This is a genomic window from Paraburkholderia sp. GAS206C, from assembly GCF_050435645.1.
Lineage (GTDB): Bacteria > Pseudomonadota > Gammaproteobacteria > Burkholderiales > Burkholderiaceae > Paraburkholderia > Paraburkholderia phenazinium_B.
In genome coordinates, this window is the sequence record NZ_JBNDKR010000001.1 from 116,367 (window position 1) to 131,889 (window position 15,523).

A 15,523-nucleotide genomic window follows, 5' to 3' on the forward strand; every position below is an offset into this window, starting at 1 on the left:
TCCAAAGGAGCTTGTGATGAAAACCCTCTCTCGCATCACCCTCGGCGCACTGCTGGCGGCATGCTGCGCAAGCACCGCATTTGCGCAGACATCGCAGGGTTCATGCAACCCGTATGCGCCCAAAACCCGCGCCGAAGTGAAAGCGGATTACATCCAGTGGCGTGCGGCGGGCTACGATCCGCAGGATTGGATCAACTATCCCTACAACGCGCAGCAGGCCGGACGGATCGTCGCACAGCGGCATGCAATGGCGGGTATTCCGGCTGGCTGCGTGCAGTAAACGTGTCTGCTGCGGCAAGCGCACTTGCCGCGCCTTGCCTGGTGTCGCGCCGCACCGTCCGGGCGCCGGCACGGTATCATCTCGCCCCTTCGATAACACACAAGCGGCCCGGCATCCGGGACTGTTGCATCGGCTCCACGCCAGCCATGCCGATCCGGTACATCAGCGTCAATCGTGACTACAATCCGCCCGTAGCGCTTTGCGAGCGTCCGCCGCCGTGTGAAGCGGCGGCGCCTGCCGATCACCACAACAAGTAACTTCATCACGATCCGAGACCCGCCTAATGGACTCCGTAAAACGATACTTCGGCTTCGACGAAGCTGGCACCAATCTGCGTACCGAACTGCTCGCAGGCCTGACCACCTTCCTGACGATGGCGTACATCATCTTCGTCAACCCGGCGATTCTCGGCGACGCAGGCATTCCCAAAGATGCCGTGTTCGTCGCGACCTGCCTGGTTGCGGCGCTCGGCTCGCTGATCATGGGTCTGTACGCGAACTATCCGATTGCGTGTGCCCCAGGCATGGGCCTGAACGCGTATTTCGCCTATACGGTCGTCAAAGGCATGGGCTTCACATGGCAGGCTGCGCTCGGCGCGGTGTTTATCTCCGGGTGCCTGTTTATGATCGTCACGCTGTTCCGCGTGCGCGAGGTGATCGTCAATGGGATTCCCCATTCGATCCGCATCGCCATCACTGCGGGTATCGGTCTCTTTCTCGCGATTATTTCGCTGAAGTCAGCCGGTGTGGTGGTCGGCAATCCGGCTACGCTGGTCACGCTCGGCAATCTGCATGACCCGCATGTGATTCTCGCGGTGATCGGCTTTTTTGCCATCGTCACGCTCGATTATCTGCGGGTACGCGGCGCGATTCTGATTGGTATCGTCGGCGTGACCGTGCTGAGCTTTTTCTTTGGCGGTAACCAGTTTCACGGCATCCTTTCAGCACCGCCGTCGATCGATGCGACGCTGTTTCACCTCGACATTCGCGCGGCCCTCTCAGGTGGTGTGCTCAACGTCATCATGGTGTTCTTTCTCGTCGAACTGTTCGATGCAACCGGCACGCTGATGGGCGTCGCCAACCGCGCGGGCCTGCTGGTCGAAGGCAAGATGCATCGTCTGAACAAGGCGCTACTCGCCGATAGCACCGCCATTCTCGCGGGCTCCTTGCTGGGCACTTCGTCGACCACGGCTTACATCGAAAGCGCATCGGGCGTGCAGGCGGGCGGGCGCACCGGCGTCACGGCGATCACCGTCGCGGTGCTGTTTCTGCTTGCACTGTTCTTTGCGCCGCTCGCGGGCGTGGTGCCCGGCTATGCGACCGCACCGGCCCTGCTGTATGTGTCGTGCCTGATGCTGCGTGAAATGGTCGACCTGCCATGGGACGACGCCACCGAAGTGGTGCCCGCCGCGCTCACGGCGCTGCTTATGCCGTTCACTTATTCGATTGCCAACGGTGTGGCGTTCGGCTTTATCTCGTACGCGGGACTGAAGCTGCTGACGGGCAAGGCGCGCCAGGTCAAGCTGGTGGTGTGGATCATCGCGGCGATCTTTCTGTTCCGCTATTTCTATCTGGGCGCCGACTGAGCATCGGTTGGGCGGCGGGCGAGCAGGCAGGCGCTGCCGCTCAAGCCTGGCAGCGCCAGGCTTTGCTTGATTAGCCTTACTGAGTAGTGCCCAGAGGTAGCGTCAGTTGCGCCAGTTCGCTTCGTAGAAGCGCACATAGCCGCTGCGCAAAACCAGGCATTGCGCACGCGTTTCCGACAGCAGACGGCGCGTTGCAGCTTCAATACGCGCCCGATGCTCGGCGAAAGCGCCGACCATATCTTCCAGACGCGGCGATGCTGCGCCGTAGTGGTCCTCAAGTGCCTCGGCGGTGATCATGCACTCCACCCTTTCCCCATCAATCATTGCCGGGAACGCCAGGGTAAGTTCGCGCCCCGAATACTCAGGGGTTTCGTTCGGGAAAATGATCTGCATGGGATTCGCCTTGGTTTGACAGGGTGGATCACTCGAGGCCGCGCACGCCTGTTTTTAAGTGCCTCCCTCAGTGCTCGAGGCGCGGGCTACACCAACCGCAGAAACGCGCGCAAGCACGCTCGCTGCGGGTGATTTCATTACTGTAGACGAGTTCCGGCGCGCCGCAAGTTTTCCTTCGAGGTGGCCCAATTCTGGTGCAGGTCAAACGCTGCCCGGGGCCACACTACTCACACTGCGCGCGCTGCGGACACAGCCGCGCCCGCCAGCGGGTGTACTTACGCATCCGTCGTCGACCTGCTTGCGTCGGACAGCCTCGCAGGCTGTCACCGAGCTGTCTACGAGTGATCTCGCGGCCAGAGATTCAGGAAAGCGGCAGAGGCGATAACGCCCAGTGCCACCGTTGCGGCCCCCGAGAGGGTCACCCCGTTCTCGTCGAACAACATTCCGTGGATCACGACCGCTATGCCTATGACTGCGATAAACGTCGCAAGCAGTGCAAGGACAACCCCTACTTCCGTGTGTTCCGTGTGCACCATGGCGTACTCCCAAACTGGCGCTAGCGAGGCGGGCAAGGCCTCAATGGGGCACGGCGCGAACGCGTCCCATAGTTCAAATCATTGCACCTCTGCGGGCGAAATCAAGTACGGAATAGCCCGCAGCGTGTGGCGTGCGGGGTATACGCCCGATCCTGTAAGATGAAACTTCGACGGCGCGGCATGCTGCGCTGCGGGATGGCAACGGACGGGCAATGTACCCGCTGTGTCGAATTCCAACCGGAGACGAGCAGTGACCCATCGCCCTTGCGCGCCCCCTATGGCGCCTGCCCCTGGCCACGCCCTGGCTGGCCATCTGGATCTGATTGCGCAGTCCCATGCACGTTCGCTCGAGGTGGGACTGCGCGCTTCGGAAACGCCTGATTTCCATCCATTGCGCCAAACGGCCCTGCGCCAGCTCGTCGAGCGCAATCACTCGCTGTATGCGCACGCGCTGCCGGTGATGGAGACGCTGCACGCACAGATCGTCGACACCCAGAGCATGGTGCTGCTCACCGACGATCACGGCGTGATCTTGCATAGTCTCGGCGACAGCGACTTTATCGAAAAGGCCAACCGGGTCGCGCTATGTCCAGGCGTGTCGTGGGCCGAAGCGGACCGCGGCACCAACGCGATCGGCACTGCGCTGGTCGAGCGTCAACCGGCGGTCGTTCATGCCGACGAACACTTTCTTCACGCGAACCGCATCCTGACCTGCTCGTGTGCGCCGATTGCCGATCCGTATGGCCGCATCATCGGCGCGCTGGATGTGAGCGGCGACACGCGCGGTTTTCATAAGCACACCTTGGCGCTCGTGCGGATGTCCGCGCAGATGATCGAAAACCATCTGTTTGCTAATCAGTTTGCCGATGCCGTGCGGATCCATTTTCATGCGCGCGCCGAATTTATCGGCACACTGTACGAAGGGCTCGCGGCATTTGCGCCTGACGGCACGTTTCTGTCGGCCAATCGCAGCGCCCTGTTTCAATTAGGCGAGCCGCTTGCGGCGCTGCAACGGCAATCGTTCGAAACGCTGTTCGGCAGCGCATTTGCGGCCCTGCTGCAACAGACGCTCTGCGCGCCTGGCGAATGCACGACGCTGATGCTGCCGAGCGGTGTGCGCGTAATCGCGCGCGGTGAATTTGCTGCGCCGCGTCAGTTCGTGCAGGCCGGCGGCGTTGGCGGGCAATCGGGCGTGGCCACGGTGATTCGTCCGACAGCCCGTGCGGTAACGCCGGCGACGCTCGCCACGCTCGATACCGGCGACACGCGGATGGCGGCGATCCTGCGCCGTGTCGAGAAAGTCCGCGGCCGCGATATTCCGATCCTCGTGCTCGGCAAAACGGGCACCGGCAAGGAATGGCTGGCCCGCGCGATCCATCACGATTCGCCGCGCAGCACGGCGCCGTTTATCGCCGTCAATTGCGCGTCCCTGCCCGACACGCTGATCGAGGCCGAGCTGTTCGGCTACGAAGACGGCGCATTTACTGGCGCAAAAAAACGCGGCCGCGTCGGCAAGATCGTGCAGGCCGATGGCGGCACGCTGTTTCTCGACGAGATCGGCGATATGCCGCTCGCGCAACAGGTGCGGCTGATGCGTGTGCTGCAGGAGCGCACGGTGACGCCGCTCGGCAGCACGCGGGCGATTCCGGTCGACTTGCGGATCGTCTGCGCAACCCACCGCAATGTGCGCTCGATGATCGAAGACGGCACCTTCCGTGAAGACCTTTACTACCGGATCAACGGGCTGGTCGTGAGCTTGCCTGAACTCAGCGAACGCACGGATATGCCGGCGCTCGTGTCGCACATCCTCGCCGCGCAGTGCGAGGGCGAACGGATGCCGGTGCGCGTCTCGGATGACGTGCTCGCGTGTTTCAGACGGTGCCGTTGGCCTGGCAATCTGCGGCAACTGGCGAACGTCCTGCGTACGGCCGCGATCATGGCTGAAGGTGCAGCGCAGATCGAGATCGAACATCTGCCGGAAGATTTCCTGCAGGACTGCGACGATGCGTCGGACGTCGCAAGGGCGCGGGAGATTGCGACAGAAGCAGTGTCCGCAACGACGACGACGCACAACGCAAACGTAGCCGCCGCGCCCCAGCGCACGTCCGCTTCGCCAGCCTCGCCGGCGCGGATGGAAGAGTGGCAGGCTACCCTGATCGCGCAAACCCTCTCGCGCCACGGCGGCAACGTCTCCGCTGCGGCACGCGAACTCGGCCTCGCGCGCAATACGGTCTACCGGTATCTGCGCCGCGCGCCGAACCCATCAATGGGGACACCGGGGCAGCGCAAGTAGAGACGCAACTTCACCGGTATTCGCAGTCGGACAGGCGAGTCTGAGGTATCGTGACGGGCTGACTCCAATTCCACGCACGATGGTTGCTGTCTGAAGCAATGTCCGAAACCAAGCCCCCGTTCTCGGTGCGGGTCGAGCCACTCGGCCGCACGTTCGAAGCGCCAGACTCGCTGACCGTGCTCGAAGCCGCCGGCTTCGCCAATCTGCGTTTGCCGCGCTCGTGCCGCAATGGCACATGCAGGACGTGTATGTGCCGGCTGGTCAGCGGCGCGGTCTCGTACATCGTCGAATGGCCGGGATTGAGCCGCGAAGAGAAGGCCGACGGGTTTATCCTGCCCTGCGTAGCGGTGGCACAATCGGATGTGGTGATCGAGGTACCGGACGCCGTGGAGATAATCTAGCGGCTTTGATGTCCCGCGCCCTTCACGCTCTCCGTTCGCACACGCTTGCCCAGACGCAAAATAATGGTGGCCACCGCGCTCTCGACCCGGCAACGCGACGTCTCGATCACGAGATCCGGGTTGGCCGGGACCTCATAAGCGGACGAGACGCCGGTGAATTGTGCAATCTTGCCGAGTCGCGCCTGCGCGTACATGCCCTTCGGATCGCGCTGCGAGCAAAGCTCGGCGGACGCCGAAATGAAAGTTTCCAGAAAGCCAGCGCCGATAATCCCCCGGGCCAACTCACGCTGAGCGGCGAGCGGCGAAATGGTGGCGACCAGCACCACGTGACCCATCTGCTGAAACAGTCTGGCGACATGAGCAATGCGGCGAACATTCTCGAGGCGGTCAAGATCTGAAAATCCCAGATCCGAACACAGGCCCTCTCTAAGCGTATCGCCGTCGAGCACCACGACTTTTGTGCCCTGCTCCAGCAATGCTGTGTTCAGTGCCTGCGCTATCGTGGTCTTACCCGCACCTGGCAGTCCCGTCATCCAGATAACCGGCGGTAATTTGGCGCTCGTCAATCCAACATTGGCGTTCATGAAATCGCATCCAGATTATTTTCGACCTCACTTTAACGTTTGCGCGCCGATATTCCGTCGCAGAAAAAAATAGTCTCTTTACCGAAAATTTCGCCGCCGCATTGGGGAATGGATGCGCTGTCCGGCGACGGCGTTCCAGGTGGAAACCGGCCGCGCCCGTTCATTCGCGTTGAATGAACAGTGTGTTGTCATTTCAGCTGATTTTCTCAAGCAGGCAACGGACTACACTCACGGCACTCCATCACCGTGAACGCATCATGCTGCTCGCATTTTTTATCTTGTCGCCGCTAGCCATATGGGCGCTGATCGGGTTCGCGCGTCGTATCAATCCGCTCACTGGCCATTTCACCCCCGGCGAATGGCGCCGCCGCTCGCTTGAAACCCTCAAGGTAAGCCGGCCAATGTAAAAGCTGCGCGCGTGGCTGGCGATTTTTTCAAGCGCTGGGCTTAACGATGGCCGTCGATGTCGAGGCCAGTTGACTCGGGCACGCCGCCCGCCAGAAATGCTTCAAGTCCGAACAGCCACGCGAAGCAGAACGTGACGCGAGCCAGCGAGCCGCCATGCCGTTGTGAACGGGAAGCCTCAGGGTTTGCCTCGGGCGGTGCGAGCGGTAGTACCGGGCGGGGCGAGGCGTAGTCGGCAGCGGTGTGGTCAGGGCGCATGGTGATTCTCGTTATGTGCTTCGGGTAGCCTCACCAAGCAAACGGCGTGCCTTCCCGCCCGAGCCCCCGCCCAGCCGACGAAACCCGTGTTCCATGCATTAAAGGACACCCGGGTTCCGTCGCAACTGTCTCACCTGCGCGAACCTCGCGCGCGTTCGATTTTCTGGTCGGTCTTGTACTGGCTCAGCGCATACACCGACCAGATCGCCGCTGGAATCCAGCCAATCAATGTGATCTGCAAAATCAGGCAGATGATCCCGGCGAACGGCCGGCCAATCGTAAAGAACTGAAACCACGGCAGGATGATGGCAAGCAGCAGGCGCATGCAGATTTCCTTATGACATCCGGCTTGCCTGACTCGAAGCGGCGTACCGGATCAATTGACTGGAGCGAAGCGCGGCGCACTGCCGGCTTCGTATTCGACCCGCTCGAAAATGACGGGAGCTGGACGCGCCAAGATCGTACCATTGGCGGTTTGCCGACCTGGGGCTGTGGGGTCCGCAGACACAGATGCATTTTTGTTCGCGTGGCGGGCAGAATTTTTTCGTGCGATAAGGGAAACACCTATGGGTAATCCCTATTCCACGGAGCAACAGATGGCCACGCTAGAAGCGTTTCGCGCCGTGCTTGACGATGAAGGCACGCCGGAAATCATCCGCAATCACATCATTGATTCGCTGCAATACACGCTGCGCAATTACGGGCAGGTATTCACGTCGAAGGAAGTCGAGTGGCTAGCCGTTTGGGATGACGCCCGCATTCCGCTCGCCGCCTCACGTGAACTGAAGAAACGCGTCGCGGAAACCACCCGCTGACACGATCATCATAAAGAGTCGCCGGCCGGAAGCGCTGGCGCCCTCCCTTGCCGTCCGTCCAGGCATCCTCTCGCCGCTCGCAACGGGGTCCGCGAGAGCGTCTGCCGTGCCGTTTTCAGGCCCGCCGTTGCTCGCGCGGCAGGTTTTGCTATCCAAGCTGGCCCATTTAGTGCATCATATTGGAATAGCTGTATTCGGCACCTGCAGCATCGGCAGCACCAATCGGCATCTCCGCAGTACCCCCGACTGTTCGACCGCCGCCTGTCGGCGATCCCGTCACTCCGGCAATGCGTAACATGCATTCGCCGTCGCGAGTTGTGCAGTTTTCATGCGCCTGATGTCCACGCGACATTAGCGTGTTTCTTCTCCATCCAATCCGCGATTTTGCGCGGCTGCGCTCAAGCCCCCTGCCATCGGGCCTGTGCCACTCTTTTTCCATGGCGGCGCGCCCCAAGGTGCTGCGCTGCCGGGCCTGTTGTGCCGGGCGTAACACGCCTGACACGGCAGCCACGTATTACAGGACAAGTACTTCATGAATCAAGTTGTAAAGACCTACAAGGGCTACGAAATTCATCCGCTCGTGTATCCGCGCCGTCCCGCTGACGGCACGACCAGTCGCAATCCGGACGCAGGCTACGAAGCCTCGGTGCGCATCTGCCGCGTTGGCGCCAATCCGGCAGCCGACGGCCGGGTGTTCCGCCTGCCGTATCTGTGGCCGTTCGAAGGCACGGGCAAGGCCCGCATCGCTTGCATGGCGCACGCTGAACAGTTGATCGACGGCCGTGTAGACGGCCAGTCGGTGGCCGATCTTTGATTGGCAATCGCAAAACTGCCCCCATCTACGCAAGGTGCGCCTCGCGCGCCGCGCCGCTCCATCCTCTGCGGGTGCGCCGTGACGGCACCCGTCCTACCTCATTACAAGCTTTGCCGTTGAGCAAGGCACCCTTACCCCATCGACCAGGAGTAATGCATGGCGAAAGAAGAACTGCTTGAACTTGACGGTATCGTCGACGAAGTACTTCCGGATAGCCGTTACCGCGTGACGCTCGACAACGGCGTCGTGGTTGGCGCTTATGCGTCCGGACGCATGCGCAAGAATCACATCCGTATTCTCGCGGGCGACCGCGTGACGCTCGAACTGTCGGTCTACGACCTGACCAAAGGACGGATCAATTTCCGTCACAAGGACGAACGCGCCTCCGGTGGCGGCGGCGCCCGCAATACGCAGTTCCGTCGTCGCTAATCGTAGTTGCAATGGCGGCGCGTTTGCTGCCGCCTTGCGGGCCGGTGTTGAAGAGCCATCGTGTTGATGGCCTGTTGATTGCCTCCACCCGCTAGCGAAACTTCTCGCGCGCCTACTCCGGCTTGAGTAATGCCAGAGCGGCGCGCAGTGGAGTCGCATCGCCGCCGAGCTGCTCGCTGGCTTCGATTGCCGCGTCCAGCATCGGCTGACGCATGCGCAACATCAGCGCCTCATCGACCCGCGAACGTGGCCCTGCCAGCGTGAACACGCCGGCAAGCGGCCGTGCCGCCGAAAACACCGGCGTCGAAACCCCCGCCGTATCGGCATCCCGCTCTCCCACCGACAGGTAATAGCCGTTGCGGCGGATTCGCTCGAACAGTTCTCCATGACCGCCGTCGAACGCGCTTAGCACGCGTCCGCCTGAGCCTCTGTCCATTGGCAGGACGTCGCCCTCGCGCACGTGATCGCGGATCGCGTGGGTCGAATCGACCCGATGCAAACACACGCGCAGATCTTTCTGCCGCACGTAGAACGACACGCTTTCGCCGCTGGCGTCGCGCAGGCGGCGCATCAACGGCAACACCACATCCCCTAGTTGCAGACTGCGCTGATACAGCGCGCCCAGTTGCAGCGTTGCCGGACCGACGTAGTAGAGACCGTCGTCCGAGCGCAGCAGCATCCGGTGATGCGCAAGCGACGCGATCAACCGCAGGATCGTGCTTTTGTAGAGGCCCGTGCGAGCGGCAAGTTCGGCGAGGGAGACGCCTTTATCGTCAGGGCGAAATGCGAACAGGATGGCAAAGGCGCGATCGAGCGCGGCGACGCCGTCGGGTGCGTGCGAAGGACCCGCGGCAGCGTCGGCGTCCGCGGTGGAGGGACCGGAAGCGCTGGAAGATCTTGAGGCAGCCATAGGGAGTGTGTGGGGCGAGCGGTGAAAAGCGCTGGGGAGCAGCGTTGAGAAACGCCGGATTGGCCGGCGTTATGCGTGACAGAACGCTATCTTACCCGCCGCGGCCGGGTGTATTCCACTGCGCCGTCAAGACCGACCCGGTACTCGAATCCGTGATAAATACAGAGCTGTGATGCGGTCCGCCAAACGTGACATTGGTGATCGTACGGCCCGCGCATGATTCGATCTTGGCGATCCCCTCGCCATGCGAATTCAGCACGAACACCGCGCCAAGCGATGCATGCGCGACAAACAGATTGCCGTCGCGGTCCATCGTCAGGCCGTCGGGGCCGCTGACGCCATAGAACTGAGCAAAGCGCCCCACCTTGCTGGTGCTGCCGTCATCGAGCAGCGGCAGGCGCCACACCGAGTTGTCACGCGTCATCGCCACAAACAGCACTTTTTCGTCGGGACTTAGCACCAGTCCATTCGGGCTCGGGCCATTCGTAATCAGACAGTCGAGCCGTCCATCGGGACGCAGCCGGTAGACGCGCCCCGTGGGGTCATGCAAGCCCGTCTGGCCCTGATCGGTAAAGTAGATATCGCCATTGCTCGCGACGATCAGATCGTTCGGTCCTTTGAAACGCTCGCTGTTGCGCCGTGCGATGACCGGGCTGACCGCGCCGCTCTCCGGATCGAATGCGAGGATGCCGTTCTTGTAGTCTGCGATCAGCAGTCGGCCATCGGGATGCCACGCCAGACCATTAGGCTCGCCATCGTATTCGGCCACCACGCTCCATTCGAACTCCGGCGAAATCCGCAGGATCCGCCCGTGCGGAATATCGACGAGATACAGATTGCCATGCGGGTCAAAGCATGGCCCTTCGATAAACGAATCCACCACTGCCCCGCCCTTGTTGGCGCGCGACCACTCCGTCACGTCGTGGCGGCGCATCGGTTGCGGCATGGCCGTCAGGATCGCGGTTCCGACGATGGGCGGCACGGGAGACCAGTTCATTGCCCCTCCTCTTCCTGCTCGAGATGGCGTGTTGCGGGCCCGGTATAGCGATAGGCCATCTGGCGCGGCATCGGTCCCTTGTTGCGCTCGCCGCGGCCGCGCTGCTCCCACGCATGAGACAGAATGCCGACCGCGCGTGACAGGCAAAAGACGCCGCGCGCCAGTTCGGGGGCGAAGCCGAGCTCGGCGTAAATGACGGCGGTGGCGCCGTCGATATTCATCGGAATTGGCTTCGCTTTGCGCTGCTTGAGCACGGCCTCGATAGCACGCCCGATGGCGGCGTATCGTCCGGACACGACACCTTCGGCGGCGGCTTCGTCGACCATGCCAAGCAGGCGGCCCGCGCGCGGATCGACAGGGTGGAAGCGGTGCCCGAAACCCGGCAGATATTTGCCGTGCTCTGCAATGAAGTGGTCAATGCATGTCTGAACCGCTGCTTCCAGCGTTGCGCCGTCGGCCTGCGCCCGTTCGATCGCATGGAAGAGCTCGACGGCCTGTTGCCCTGCGCCGCCGTGCACATCGTCGAGGGTATTCAGCGCCGAGGCCATGGCACCGTTCAGCGGCAATCCGCAACTCACCGCCATACGCGAAATCGCAATGGAAGGCGCATGCGGACCATGATCGACGGAGGCCACCAGCGCTGCTTCCAGCAGACGTGCCTCACCCGCGCTCGGCAAATCGCCGCGCAGCATCAGCCAGATCATCTGCGGAAAACTGATCTGCCCGATCAGCTCCTGAATCGGATAGCCGCGCACCTGGATCGAGCCAGGGTGAATATCGATGATCGAGGTGCTCCAGTAATCGGCAGCGAGCGTGGCGGGGTCGAGCGGGGTTTGAGTCATAGCGGTTGTGTCGGTGATGTCGGTGATGTCGGTTGTATCAGCGATTGATGTCTTCGAGCGCGAGGCCTTTCGTGGCGGGTCCCATGACGCCGATCAGCAGCATCACAAACACCATGCAACTGCTGATCATGACGAACACGCCGTTCGCGCCGAAGTCGCGCAGAAAGAACGCCACCAGAAAGCCGGAAAAGATCGCGCTCAGGCGGCTCCATGAGTAGACAAAGCCAATCGCCCGCGCACGGATTTCGGTCGGATACAGTTCAGACTGATAGGTCTGAAACGAGTAAGTCATGATGGTCAGTGCGAGGTTCATACAGAAGCCGAAAACAATGAGCCCCAGCGAGCCGGTCTGATGCGCGAAAGCGAGCCCGAATACGGCGATCGCACCCGACGAGCCGACCAGACTCCACTTACGTTCGATCCTGTCTGCAAAGTAGAAAAACAGCGCAGGCCCGAGCGGCAGCGCAATCGACATCAGAAAGGAGTACTGCAGGCTATGCACGAGATTGATGCCCTTGCTCGTGAGTAGCGAAGGAATCCAGTTGCTAAAGCCGTAAAAGCCGATCACCGAGACCGCGTTATAGACCGACATCATGATCGTGCGCTTCAGATACGGCGTTTTGAGGATGTCGCGAAAGCGGCGCTCGACGGTCGGCACGCTGTGCGCATGCGGAACCGCCGCCGGCAATGGACGGCCATACTGGCGCTCGACAATGCGCTCGATCTGCTGCGTCACGCGCGCCGCTTCATCGAGTCGGCCACGCGTCACGAGCCAGCGCGGACTTTCGGGAATGCCGAGCCGGATAACCCATACGATCGCTGCGCCGACGGCGCTGGCTAGCACGACCCAGCGCCAGCCATCGAGACCGAATGGTTGTTGCGGCACGAGCCACCACGACATCAATGCGACCACCGGCACCGCGCAGTACGGCACGATTTGCGTGATTGCAAAGGCGCGGCCACGCAGATTCTTCGGTATCAGCTCCGCGACGTAGGTGTTGATGGTCACCATCTCGACGCCAAGTCCGATCCCCGCAAGCAGACGAAAGAGATTCACGCCGAGGGCGCTTTGCTGAAACGCCATCATGAGGCTCGCCGCCGTGTAGCCCAGCAAGGCCACCACGAAGATGCGTCGGCGTCCGAAACGATCGGCAAGAAAGCCGAGTCCCATGGTGCCGATAAAGAGCCCGAGAAATGTCGACGCCACAAACGCAGCGATGCTGTTCATGGCGAAAATCGATGTCGACGTCTTGACGAACAATCCGCTCACAATCAGCCCCGGCGCAATATAGCCGGTCATAAACAGATCGTAGAACTCGAAACAGCCGCCGAGCGATAGCAGGAACACAATGGTCCAGATATGCCGCGTGGCAGGCAACCGGTCCAGGCGCGCGACAATACCGCGTGCCTGGCTCTCCTGATCGACGCGGTGTTCCACGCCGTCCGCAAAGCTGCTACGGGCGATCGTATCTGATGCTTGTCTCATGAATTTCCCCATTCAGGTCTCTTCGGGACGCGGGCTTAAATAGCGCCGTCTTTTCGCAGTTGCGCAATGGCGCTGGCGTCGAACCCCAGACGCTGCAAATGCGCGTCTGTGTGCTCGGACAAATGCGGCGCGCGCGAGGTAGGCGCACCGCTCGAAATTTCTCCTTTGGCGTCGACAAAGCGAAAGCCCGCGCGGGTCACACGCTGGACCGTCTCGCCGTCCTGCAACTCGTGGACGAAAGCGCGTTCGACCAGTTGCGGCTGGCTGATTGCTTCCGGTACGCTCAGCACGAGGCCGGCCGGCACGCCGGCCTCGGTCATGCGTTGCTCCCAGTTGCTGGCGGCGTCACGCGCGAGCGCGGCTTCGATCTCGTGCTTCAGTTCGAGGCGATACTGCTTGCGTGAATTGCGCTCGCTAAAGCGTTCGTCATGCGGCAAATCCGGCCGGCCAATCAGTTCGCATAACGCAATAAACTGCTTGTTCTCGTTCGCGGCGATATTCAGCATGCCCTCGCCGCAGACGAAGGTCCCGGACGGCGCGGCCGTGAAGTTTTCATTGCCCATCGGCGTGGGCGTCACGCCGGCATTCAGATAGTTGGAGACCACCCAGCCCATGCTGGAGAGTGTCGCTTCCAGCATCGACACATCGATCACCCTTCCCTCGCCGGTGCGTTGAGCTGCCACCACAGCCGCGCAGATCGCCAGCGCTGCGCTCATGCCGCCGACGGTGTCCGACACCGGGTAGCCGACGCGCAACGGTGCGCTTTCGGCATCGCCTGTCACGCTCATTGCCCCCGACATTCCCTGGATGATCTGGTCATAAGCGGGACGATGCGCCAACGGACCGTCATTGCCGAAACCCGAGATCGCGCAGTAGACGAGCCGCGGGTTCACTTCGAGTAGCGCTGCCGCGCCCACCCCCAGGCGGTCCATCACGCCCGGGCGGAAGTTTTCGACCAGCACATCGGACTCGGCCACGAGCTTGCGCAGGATCTCTTTGCCCGCCTCGTGCTTCAGATTGAGCGTCAGCGACTCCTTGCCGGCATTCACGGCCACGAACGACGCGCCCATATTTCGCGCCGACGCTTGCGGATCGGCGCCTAGGCGACGGGCGAGATCGCCGCCAGCGGGATTCTCGATCTTCAGGACGTCGGCGCCGAGCAGCGCAAGCTGATAGGTGCAGAACGGGCCGGAAAGGACATTGGACAAATCCAGCACGCGAATGCCGGAAAGCGGGAGAGAAACCATCACGAGCCTTTACTGGATTTCCGATTGTTGTTCTATCTGATAGAACGACGTTCTATAATTCGATGAGGCGGATTGTGGTCCTTGGGATTGGGGTGGGGAATAGGGGTTACCACCGAGCAGCTAGCACTGCGGGAGCGTGCGAAGGTGAGTGACATCAACCGGGAAACGCCTCTCTGACATTCGCCGCGTTAGCCGCCAAACGAATCGCCATGACCAGCGTACGCATATCGGACTTTCGGCGCTGGGACTCACGCAGGGGATCTGGTCGCCCATGCGAGGTTTTGCGCGAGAGCAAGCGGCTACTACACCCATCTCGTAGCGGCCGACGCACGTCGTAAGGGCCATTACGATGGCCGGGGGGTATTGAGCGAAAGCGGTCTGGTGGAATTCATCACCTTCGCTGTGAATGCCAGAAGCAGAAGCGAGCACGGCTTAACTACACAGTCGCCTATCACGCGCCACTCCTGTGCGCTGCGTTCGCATCGCACCACCGCGGTGCACCCCAGACCCGCCGGCGGTTGGACGTTCAGCCCAAAACCGCTTACAGCAACGAGCATCAATGGCATATAGCTTGCTTCCAGTCTCTCGGCGTCCATCGCCCGCTGACTGAAACGGCGAAACCTACAAAGCCTCACCCGACCCGCCAAAAGCCGCCGCCCCCCCTGCCGACCCATGCTGCGTGTACTGCTCGTAACCGACACCGATAAGCCGATTGGCGATCTGCGCGAAGCCCTCGCGCGGCTAGGCTACGACATGCTGGCAGGCACCGCGGCCTCGCAGGCGCTGCACAGGAGAGTGGAAAGCGAGCGGCCCGATGTGATCATCATCGACACTGAATCGCCATCACGCGACACGCTCGAACAGCTGGCGGTGATGAACGCGACCGCCCCGCGCCCCGTGCTAATGTTCAGCAACGACACCAACCAGCAACTGATTCGCGACGCCGTAGGCGCTGGCGTCACCGCTTACCTCGTCGAGGGACTTGCGACAGAAAAGCTCGCGCCGATCCTCGAGGTAGCGCTCGCCCGCTTCGCCCAGGAAAGCCAGCTACGCGAACGCCTCGCTCAAGCCGAAAACGAACTGGCCGAGCGCAAGCTGATCGACCGCGCCAAACGTCTGCTGATGGATCAGCAGAAAATGACCGAACACGCCGCGTATGCAAACCTGCGCAAGCGTGCAATGAACCAGGGCGTCAAGCTCGTCGAGGTCGCGCGCCAGATCGTCATGGCCGCAGACTTGCCCAAATAG

At 61.7% G+C, this 15,523-nt stretch carries 19 protein-coding genes; 9 read left to right on the plus strand and 10 right to left on the minus strand.

What is annotated here, in order from left to right; genetic code table 11:
- Positions 1-16 precede the first annotated feature (16 nt).
- The gene (locus P3T20_RS00555) at positions 17-280 is read left to right on the plus strand and encodes a DUF4148 domain-containing protein (RefSeq protein WP_074268724.1); all 264 of its coding nucleotides are present in this window, start codon (positions 17-19) and stop codon (positions 278-280) included.
- Between the two features lie 283 nt (positions 281-563).
- On the plus strand, positions 564-1,865 hold the full coding sequence (locus tag P3T20_RS00560) for an NCS2 family permease (RefSeq protein WP_074268725.1): 1,302 nt from the start codon (positions 564-566) through the stop codon (positions 1,863-1,865).
- Between the two features lie 102 nt (positions 1,866-1,967).
- On the opposite strand, the gene P3T20_RS00565 is transcribed toward P3T20_RS00560, so the two are convergent.
- Together P3T20_RS00565 and P3T20_RS00570 are read right to left on the minus strand one after the other, a co-directional pair.
- Positions 1,968-2,258 (minus strand): DUF1488 domain-containing protein, encoded by a 291-nt coding sequence (locus P3T20_RS00565; RefSeq protein WP_074268726.1) that lies wholly within the window; start codon positions 2,256-2,258, stop codon positions 1,968-1,970.
- Between the two features lie 335 nt (positions 2,259-2,593).
- Positions 2,594-2,794 (minus strand): DUF2964 family protein, encoded by a 201-nt coding sequence (locus tag P3T20_RS00570; protein WP_074268727.1) that lies wholly within the window; start codon positions 2,792-2,794, stop codon positions 2,594-2,596.
- A 277-nt stretch (positions 2,795-3,071) separates the two neighbouring features.
- On the opposite strand from P3T20_RS00570, the gene P3T20_RS00575 reads away from it, so the two are divergent.
- Positions 3,072-5,087: a sigma-54-dependent Fis family transcriptional regulator gene (locus P3T20_RS00575; protein WP_074268728.1), complete on the plus strand. Its 2,016-nt coding sequence runs from the start codon at positions 3,072-3,074 to the stop codon at positions 5,085-5,087.
- A gap of 98 nt (positions 5,088-5,185) precedes the next feature.
- Positions 5,186-5,488 carry a 2Fe-2S iron-sulfur cluster-binding protein gene (locus P3T20_RS00580; RefSeq protein ID WP_074268729.1) on the plus strand — a complete coding sequence of 101 codons (303 nt, stop codon included), beginning with the start codon at positions 5,186-5,188 and terminating at the stop codon, positions 5,486-5,488.
- On the opposite strand, the gene cysC is transcribed toward P3T20_RS00580, so the two are convergent.
- Positions 5,485-6,072: an adenylyl-sulfate kinase gene (cysC, locus tag P3T20_RS00585; RefSeq protein WP_074268730.1), complete on the minus strand. Its 588-nt coding sequence runs from the start codon at positions 6,070-6,072 to the stop codon at positions 5,485-5,487. The genes P3T20_RS00580 and cysC overlap by 4 nt on opposite strands.
- A 257-nt stretch (positions 6,073-6,329) precedes the next feature.
- Between cysC and P3T20_RS00590 the strand changes: the two genes are divergently transcribed.
- Entirely contained in the window at positions 6,330-6,479 is a 150-nt protein-coding gene (locus tag P3T20_RS00590; RefSeq protein WP_167379457.1) for a hypothetical protein, read from the plus strand.
- Between the two features lie 40 nt (positions 6,480-6,519).
- On the opposite strand, the gene P3T20_RS00595 is transcribed toward P3T20_RS00590, so the two are convergent.
- Entirely contained in the window at positions 6,520-6,735 is a 216-nt protein-coding gene (locus P3T20_RS00595; protein ID WP_074268732.1) for a hypothetical protein, read from the minus strand.
- 130 nt (positions 6,736-6,865) lie between these two features.
- A complete protein-coding gene (locus P3T20_RS00600) occupies positions 6,866-7,060 on the minus strand; it encodes a YqaE/Pmp3 family membrane protein (protein WP_429285716.1) in 195 nt (64 codons plus the stop codon).
- Between the two features lie 271 nt (positions 7,061-7,331).
- On the opposite strand from P3T20_RS00600, the gene P3T20_RS00605 reads away from it, so the two are divergent.
- From P3T20_RS00605 to infA, 3 genes are all read left to right on the plus strand, one after another.
- Positions 7,332-7,550: a hypothetical protein gene (locus tag P3T20_RS00605; protein ID WP_074268734.1), complete on the plus strand. Its 219-nt coding sequence runs from the start codon at positions 7,332-7,334 to the stop codon at positions 7,548-7,550.
- Positions 7,551-8,082: 532 nt separating this feature from the next.
- Positions 8,083-8,364 (plus strand): hypothetical protein, encoded by a 282-nt coding sequence (locus P3T20_RS00610; RefSeq protein ID WP_074268736.1) that lies wholly within the window; start codon positions 8,083-8,085, stop codon positions 8,362-8,364.
- Positions 8,365-8,520: 156 nt separating this feature from the next.
- Positions 8,521-8,793 (plus strand): translation initiation factor IF-1, encoded by a 273-nt coding sequence (gene infA, locus P3T20_RS00615; RefSeq protein WP_042325066.1) that lies wholly within the window; start codon positions 8,521-8,523, stop codon positions 8,791-8,793.
- A 112-nt stretch (positions 8,794-8,905) separates the two neighbouring features.
- Here the strand turns inward: infA and P3T20_RS00620 are convergent, their stop codons facing one another.
- From P3T20_RS00620 to P3T20_RS00640, 5 genes are all read right to left on the minus strand, one after another.
- Positions 8,906-9,703: an IclR family transcriptional regulator gene (locus P3T20_RS00620; protein ID WP_429285717.1), complete on the minus strand. Its 798-nt coding sequence runs from the start codon at positions 9,701-9,703 to the stop codon at positions 8,906-8,908.
- A 91-nt stretch (positions 9,704-9,794) separates the two neighbouring features.
- The gene (locus P3T20_RS00625) at positions 9,795-10,700 is read right to left on the minus strand and encodes an SMP-30/gluconolactonase/LRE family protein (RefSeq protein ID WP_074268738.1); all 906 of its coding nucleotides are present in this window, start codon (positions 10,698-10,700) and stop codon (positions 9,795-9,797) included.
- Positions 10,697-11,542 (minus strand): citryl-CoA lyase, encoded by an 846-nt coding sequence (locus P3T20_RS00630; protein ID WP_429285718.1) that lies wholly within the window; start codon positions 11,540-11,542, stop codon positions 10,697-10,699. The genes P3T20_RS00625 and P3T20_RS00630 overlap by 4 nt, the downstream gene beginning before the upstream one ends.
- A 37-nt stretch (positions 11,543-11,579) precedes the next feature.
- A complete protein-coding gene (locus P3T20_RS00635) occupies positions 11,580-13,028 on the minus strand; it encodes an MFS transporter (protein ID WP_429285719.1) in 1,449 nt (482 codons plus the stop codon).
- Between the two features lie 35 nt (positions 13,029-13,063).
- The gene (locus P3T20_RS00640; protein WP_429286174.1) at positions 13,064-14,275 is read right to left on the minus strand and encodes a CaiB/BaiF CoA transferase family protein; all 1,212 of its coding nucleotides are present in this window, start codon (positions 14,273-14,275) and stop codon (positions 13,064-13,066) included.
- A gap of 672 nt (positions 14,276-14,947) precedes the next feature.
- On the opposite strand from P3T20_RS00640, the gene P3T20_RS00645 reads away from it, so the two are divergent.
- Complete coding sequence (locus P3T20_RS00645; RefSeq protein ID WP_074268742.1) at positions 14,948-15,523, plus strand: ANTAR domain-containing response regulator; 576 nt, start codon at positions 14,948-14,950, stop codon at positions 15,521-15,523.

Excerpts from the sequence above, each read along its gene's own strand:
- P3T20_RS00555 (WP_074268724.1), top strand. The coding sequence starts at position 17 with ATGAAAACCCTCTCTCGCATCACCCTCGGCGCACTGCTGGCGGCATGC.
- P3T20_RS00560 (WP_074268725.1), top strand. The coding sequence starts at position 564 with ATGGACTCCGTAAAACGATACTTCGGCTTCGACGAAGCTGGCACCAAT.
- P3T20_RS00565 (WP_074268726.1), bottom strand. The coding sequence starts at position 2,258 with ATGCAGATCATTTTCCCGAACGAAACCCCTGAGTATTCGGGGCGCGAA.
- P3T20_RS00570 (WP_074268727.1), bottom strand. The coding sequence starts at position 2,794 with ATGGTGCACACGGAACACACGGAAGTAGGGGTTGTCCTTGCACTGCTT.
- P3T20_RS00575 (WP_074268728.1), top strand. The coding sequence starts at position 3,072 with ATGGCGCCTGCCCCTGGCCACGCCCTGGCTGGCCATCTGGATCTGATT.
- P3T20_RS00580 (WP_074268729.1), top strand. The coding sequence starts at position 5,186 with ATGTCCGAAACCAAGCCCCCGTTCTCGGTGCGGGTCGAGCCACTCGGC.
- cysC (WP_074268730.1), bottom strand. The coding sequence starts at position 6,072 with ATGAACGCCAATGTTGGATTGACGAGCGCCAAATTACCGCCGGTTATC.
- P3T20_RS00590 (WP_167379457.1), top strand. The coding sequence starts at position 6,330 with ATGCTGCTCGCATTTTTTATCTTGTCGCCGCTAGCCATATGGGCGCTG.
- P3T20_RS00595 (WP_074268732.1), bottom strand. The coding sequence starts at position 6,735 with ATGCGCCCTGACCACACCGCTGCCGACTACGCCTCGCCCCGCCCGGTA.
- P3T20_RS00600 (WP_429285716.1), bottom strand. The coding sequence starts at position 7,060 with ATGCGCCTGCTGCTTGCCATCATCCTGCCGTGGTTTCAGTTCTTTACG.
- P3T20_RS00605 (WP_074268734.1), top strand. The coding sequence starts at position 7,332 with ATGGCCACGCTAGAAGCGTTTCGCGCCGTGCTTGACGATGAAGGCACG.
- P3T20_RS00610 (WP_074268736.1), top strand. The coding sequence starts at position 8,083 with ATGAATCAAGTTGTAAAGACCTACAAGGGCTACGAAATTCATCCGCTC.
- infA (WP_042325066.1), top strand. The coding sequence starts at position 8,521 with ATGGCGAAAGAAGAACTGCTTGAACTTGACGGTATCGTCGACGAAGTA.
- P3T20_RS00620 (WP_429285717.1), bottom strand. The coding sequence starts at position 9,703 with ATGGCTGCCTCAAGATCTTCCAGCGCTTCCGGTCCCTCCACCGCGGAC.
- P3T20_RS00625 (WP_074268738.1), bottom strand. The coding sequence starts at position 10,700 with ATGAACTGGTCTCCCGTGCCGCCCATCGTCGGAACCGCGATCCTGACG.
- P3T20_RS00630 (WP_429285718.1), bottom strand. The coding sequence starts at position 11,542 with ATGACTCAAACCCCGCTCGACCCCGCCACGCTCGCTGCCGATTACTGG.
- P3T20_RS00635 (WP_429285719.1), bottom strand. The coding sequence starts at position 13,028 with ATGAGACAAGCATCAGATACGATCGCCCGTAGCAGCTTTGCGGACGGC.
- P3T20_RS00640 (WP_429286174.1), bottom strand. The coding sequence starts at position 14,275 with ATGGTTTCTCTCCCGCTTTCCGGCATTCGCGTGCTGGATTTGTCCAAT.
- P3T20_RS00645 (WP_074268742.1), top strand. The coding sequence starts at position 14,948 with ATGCTGCGTGTACTGCTCGTAACCGACACCGATAAGCCGATTGGCGAT.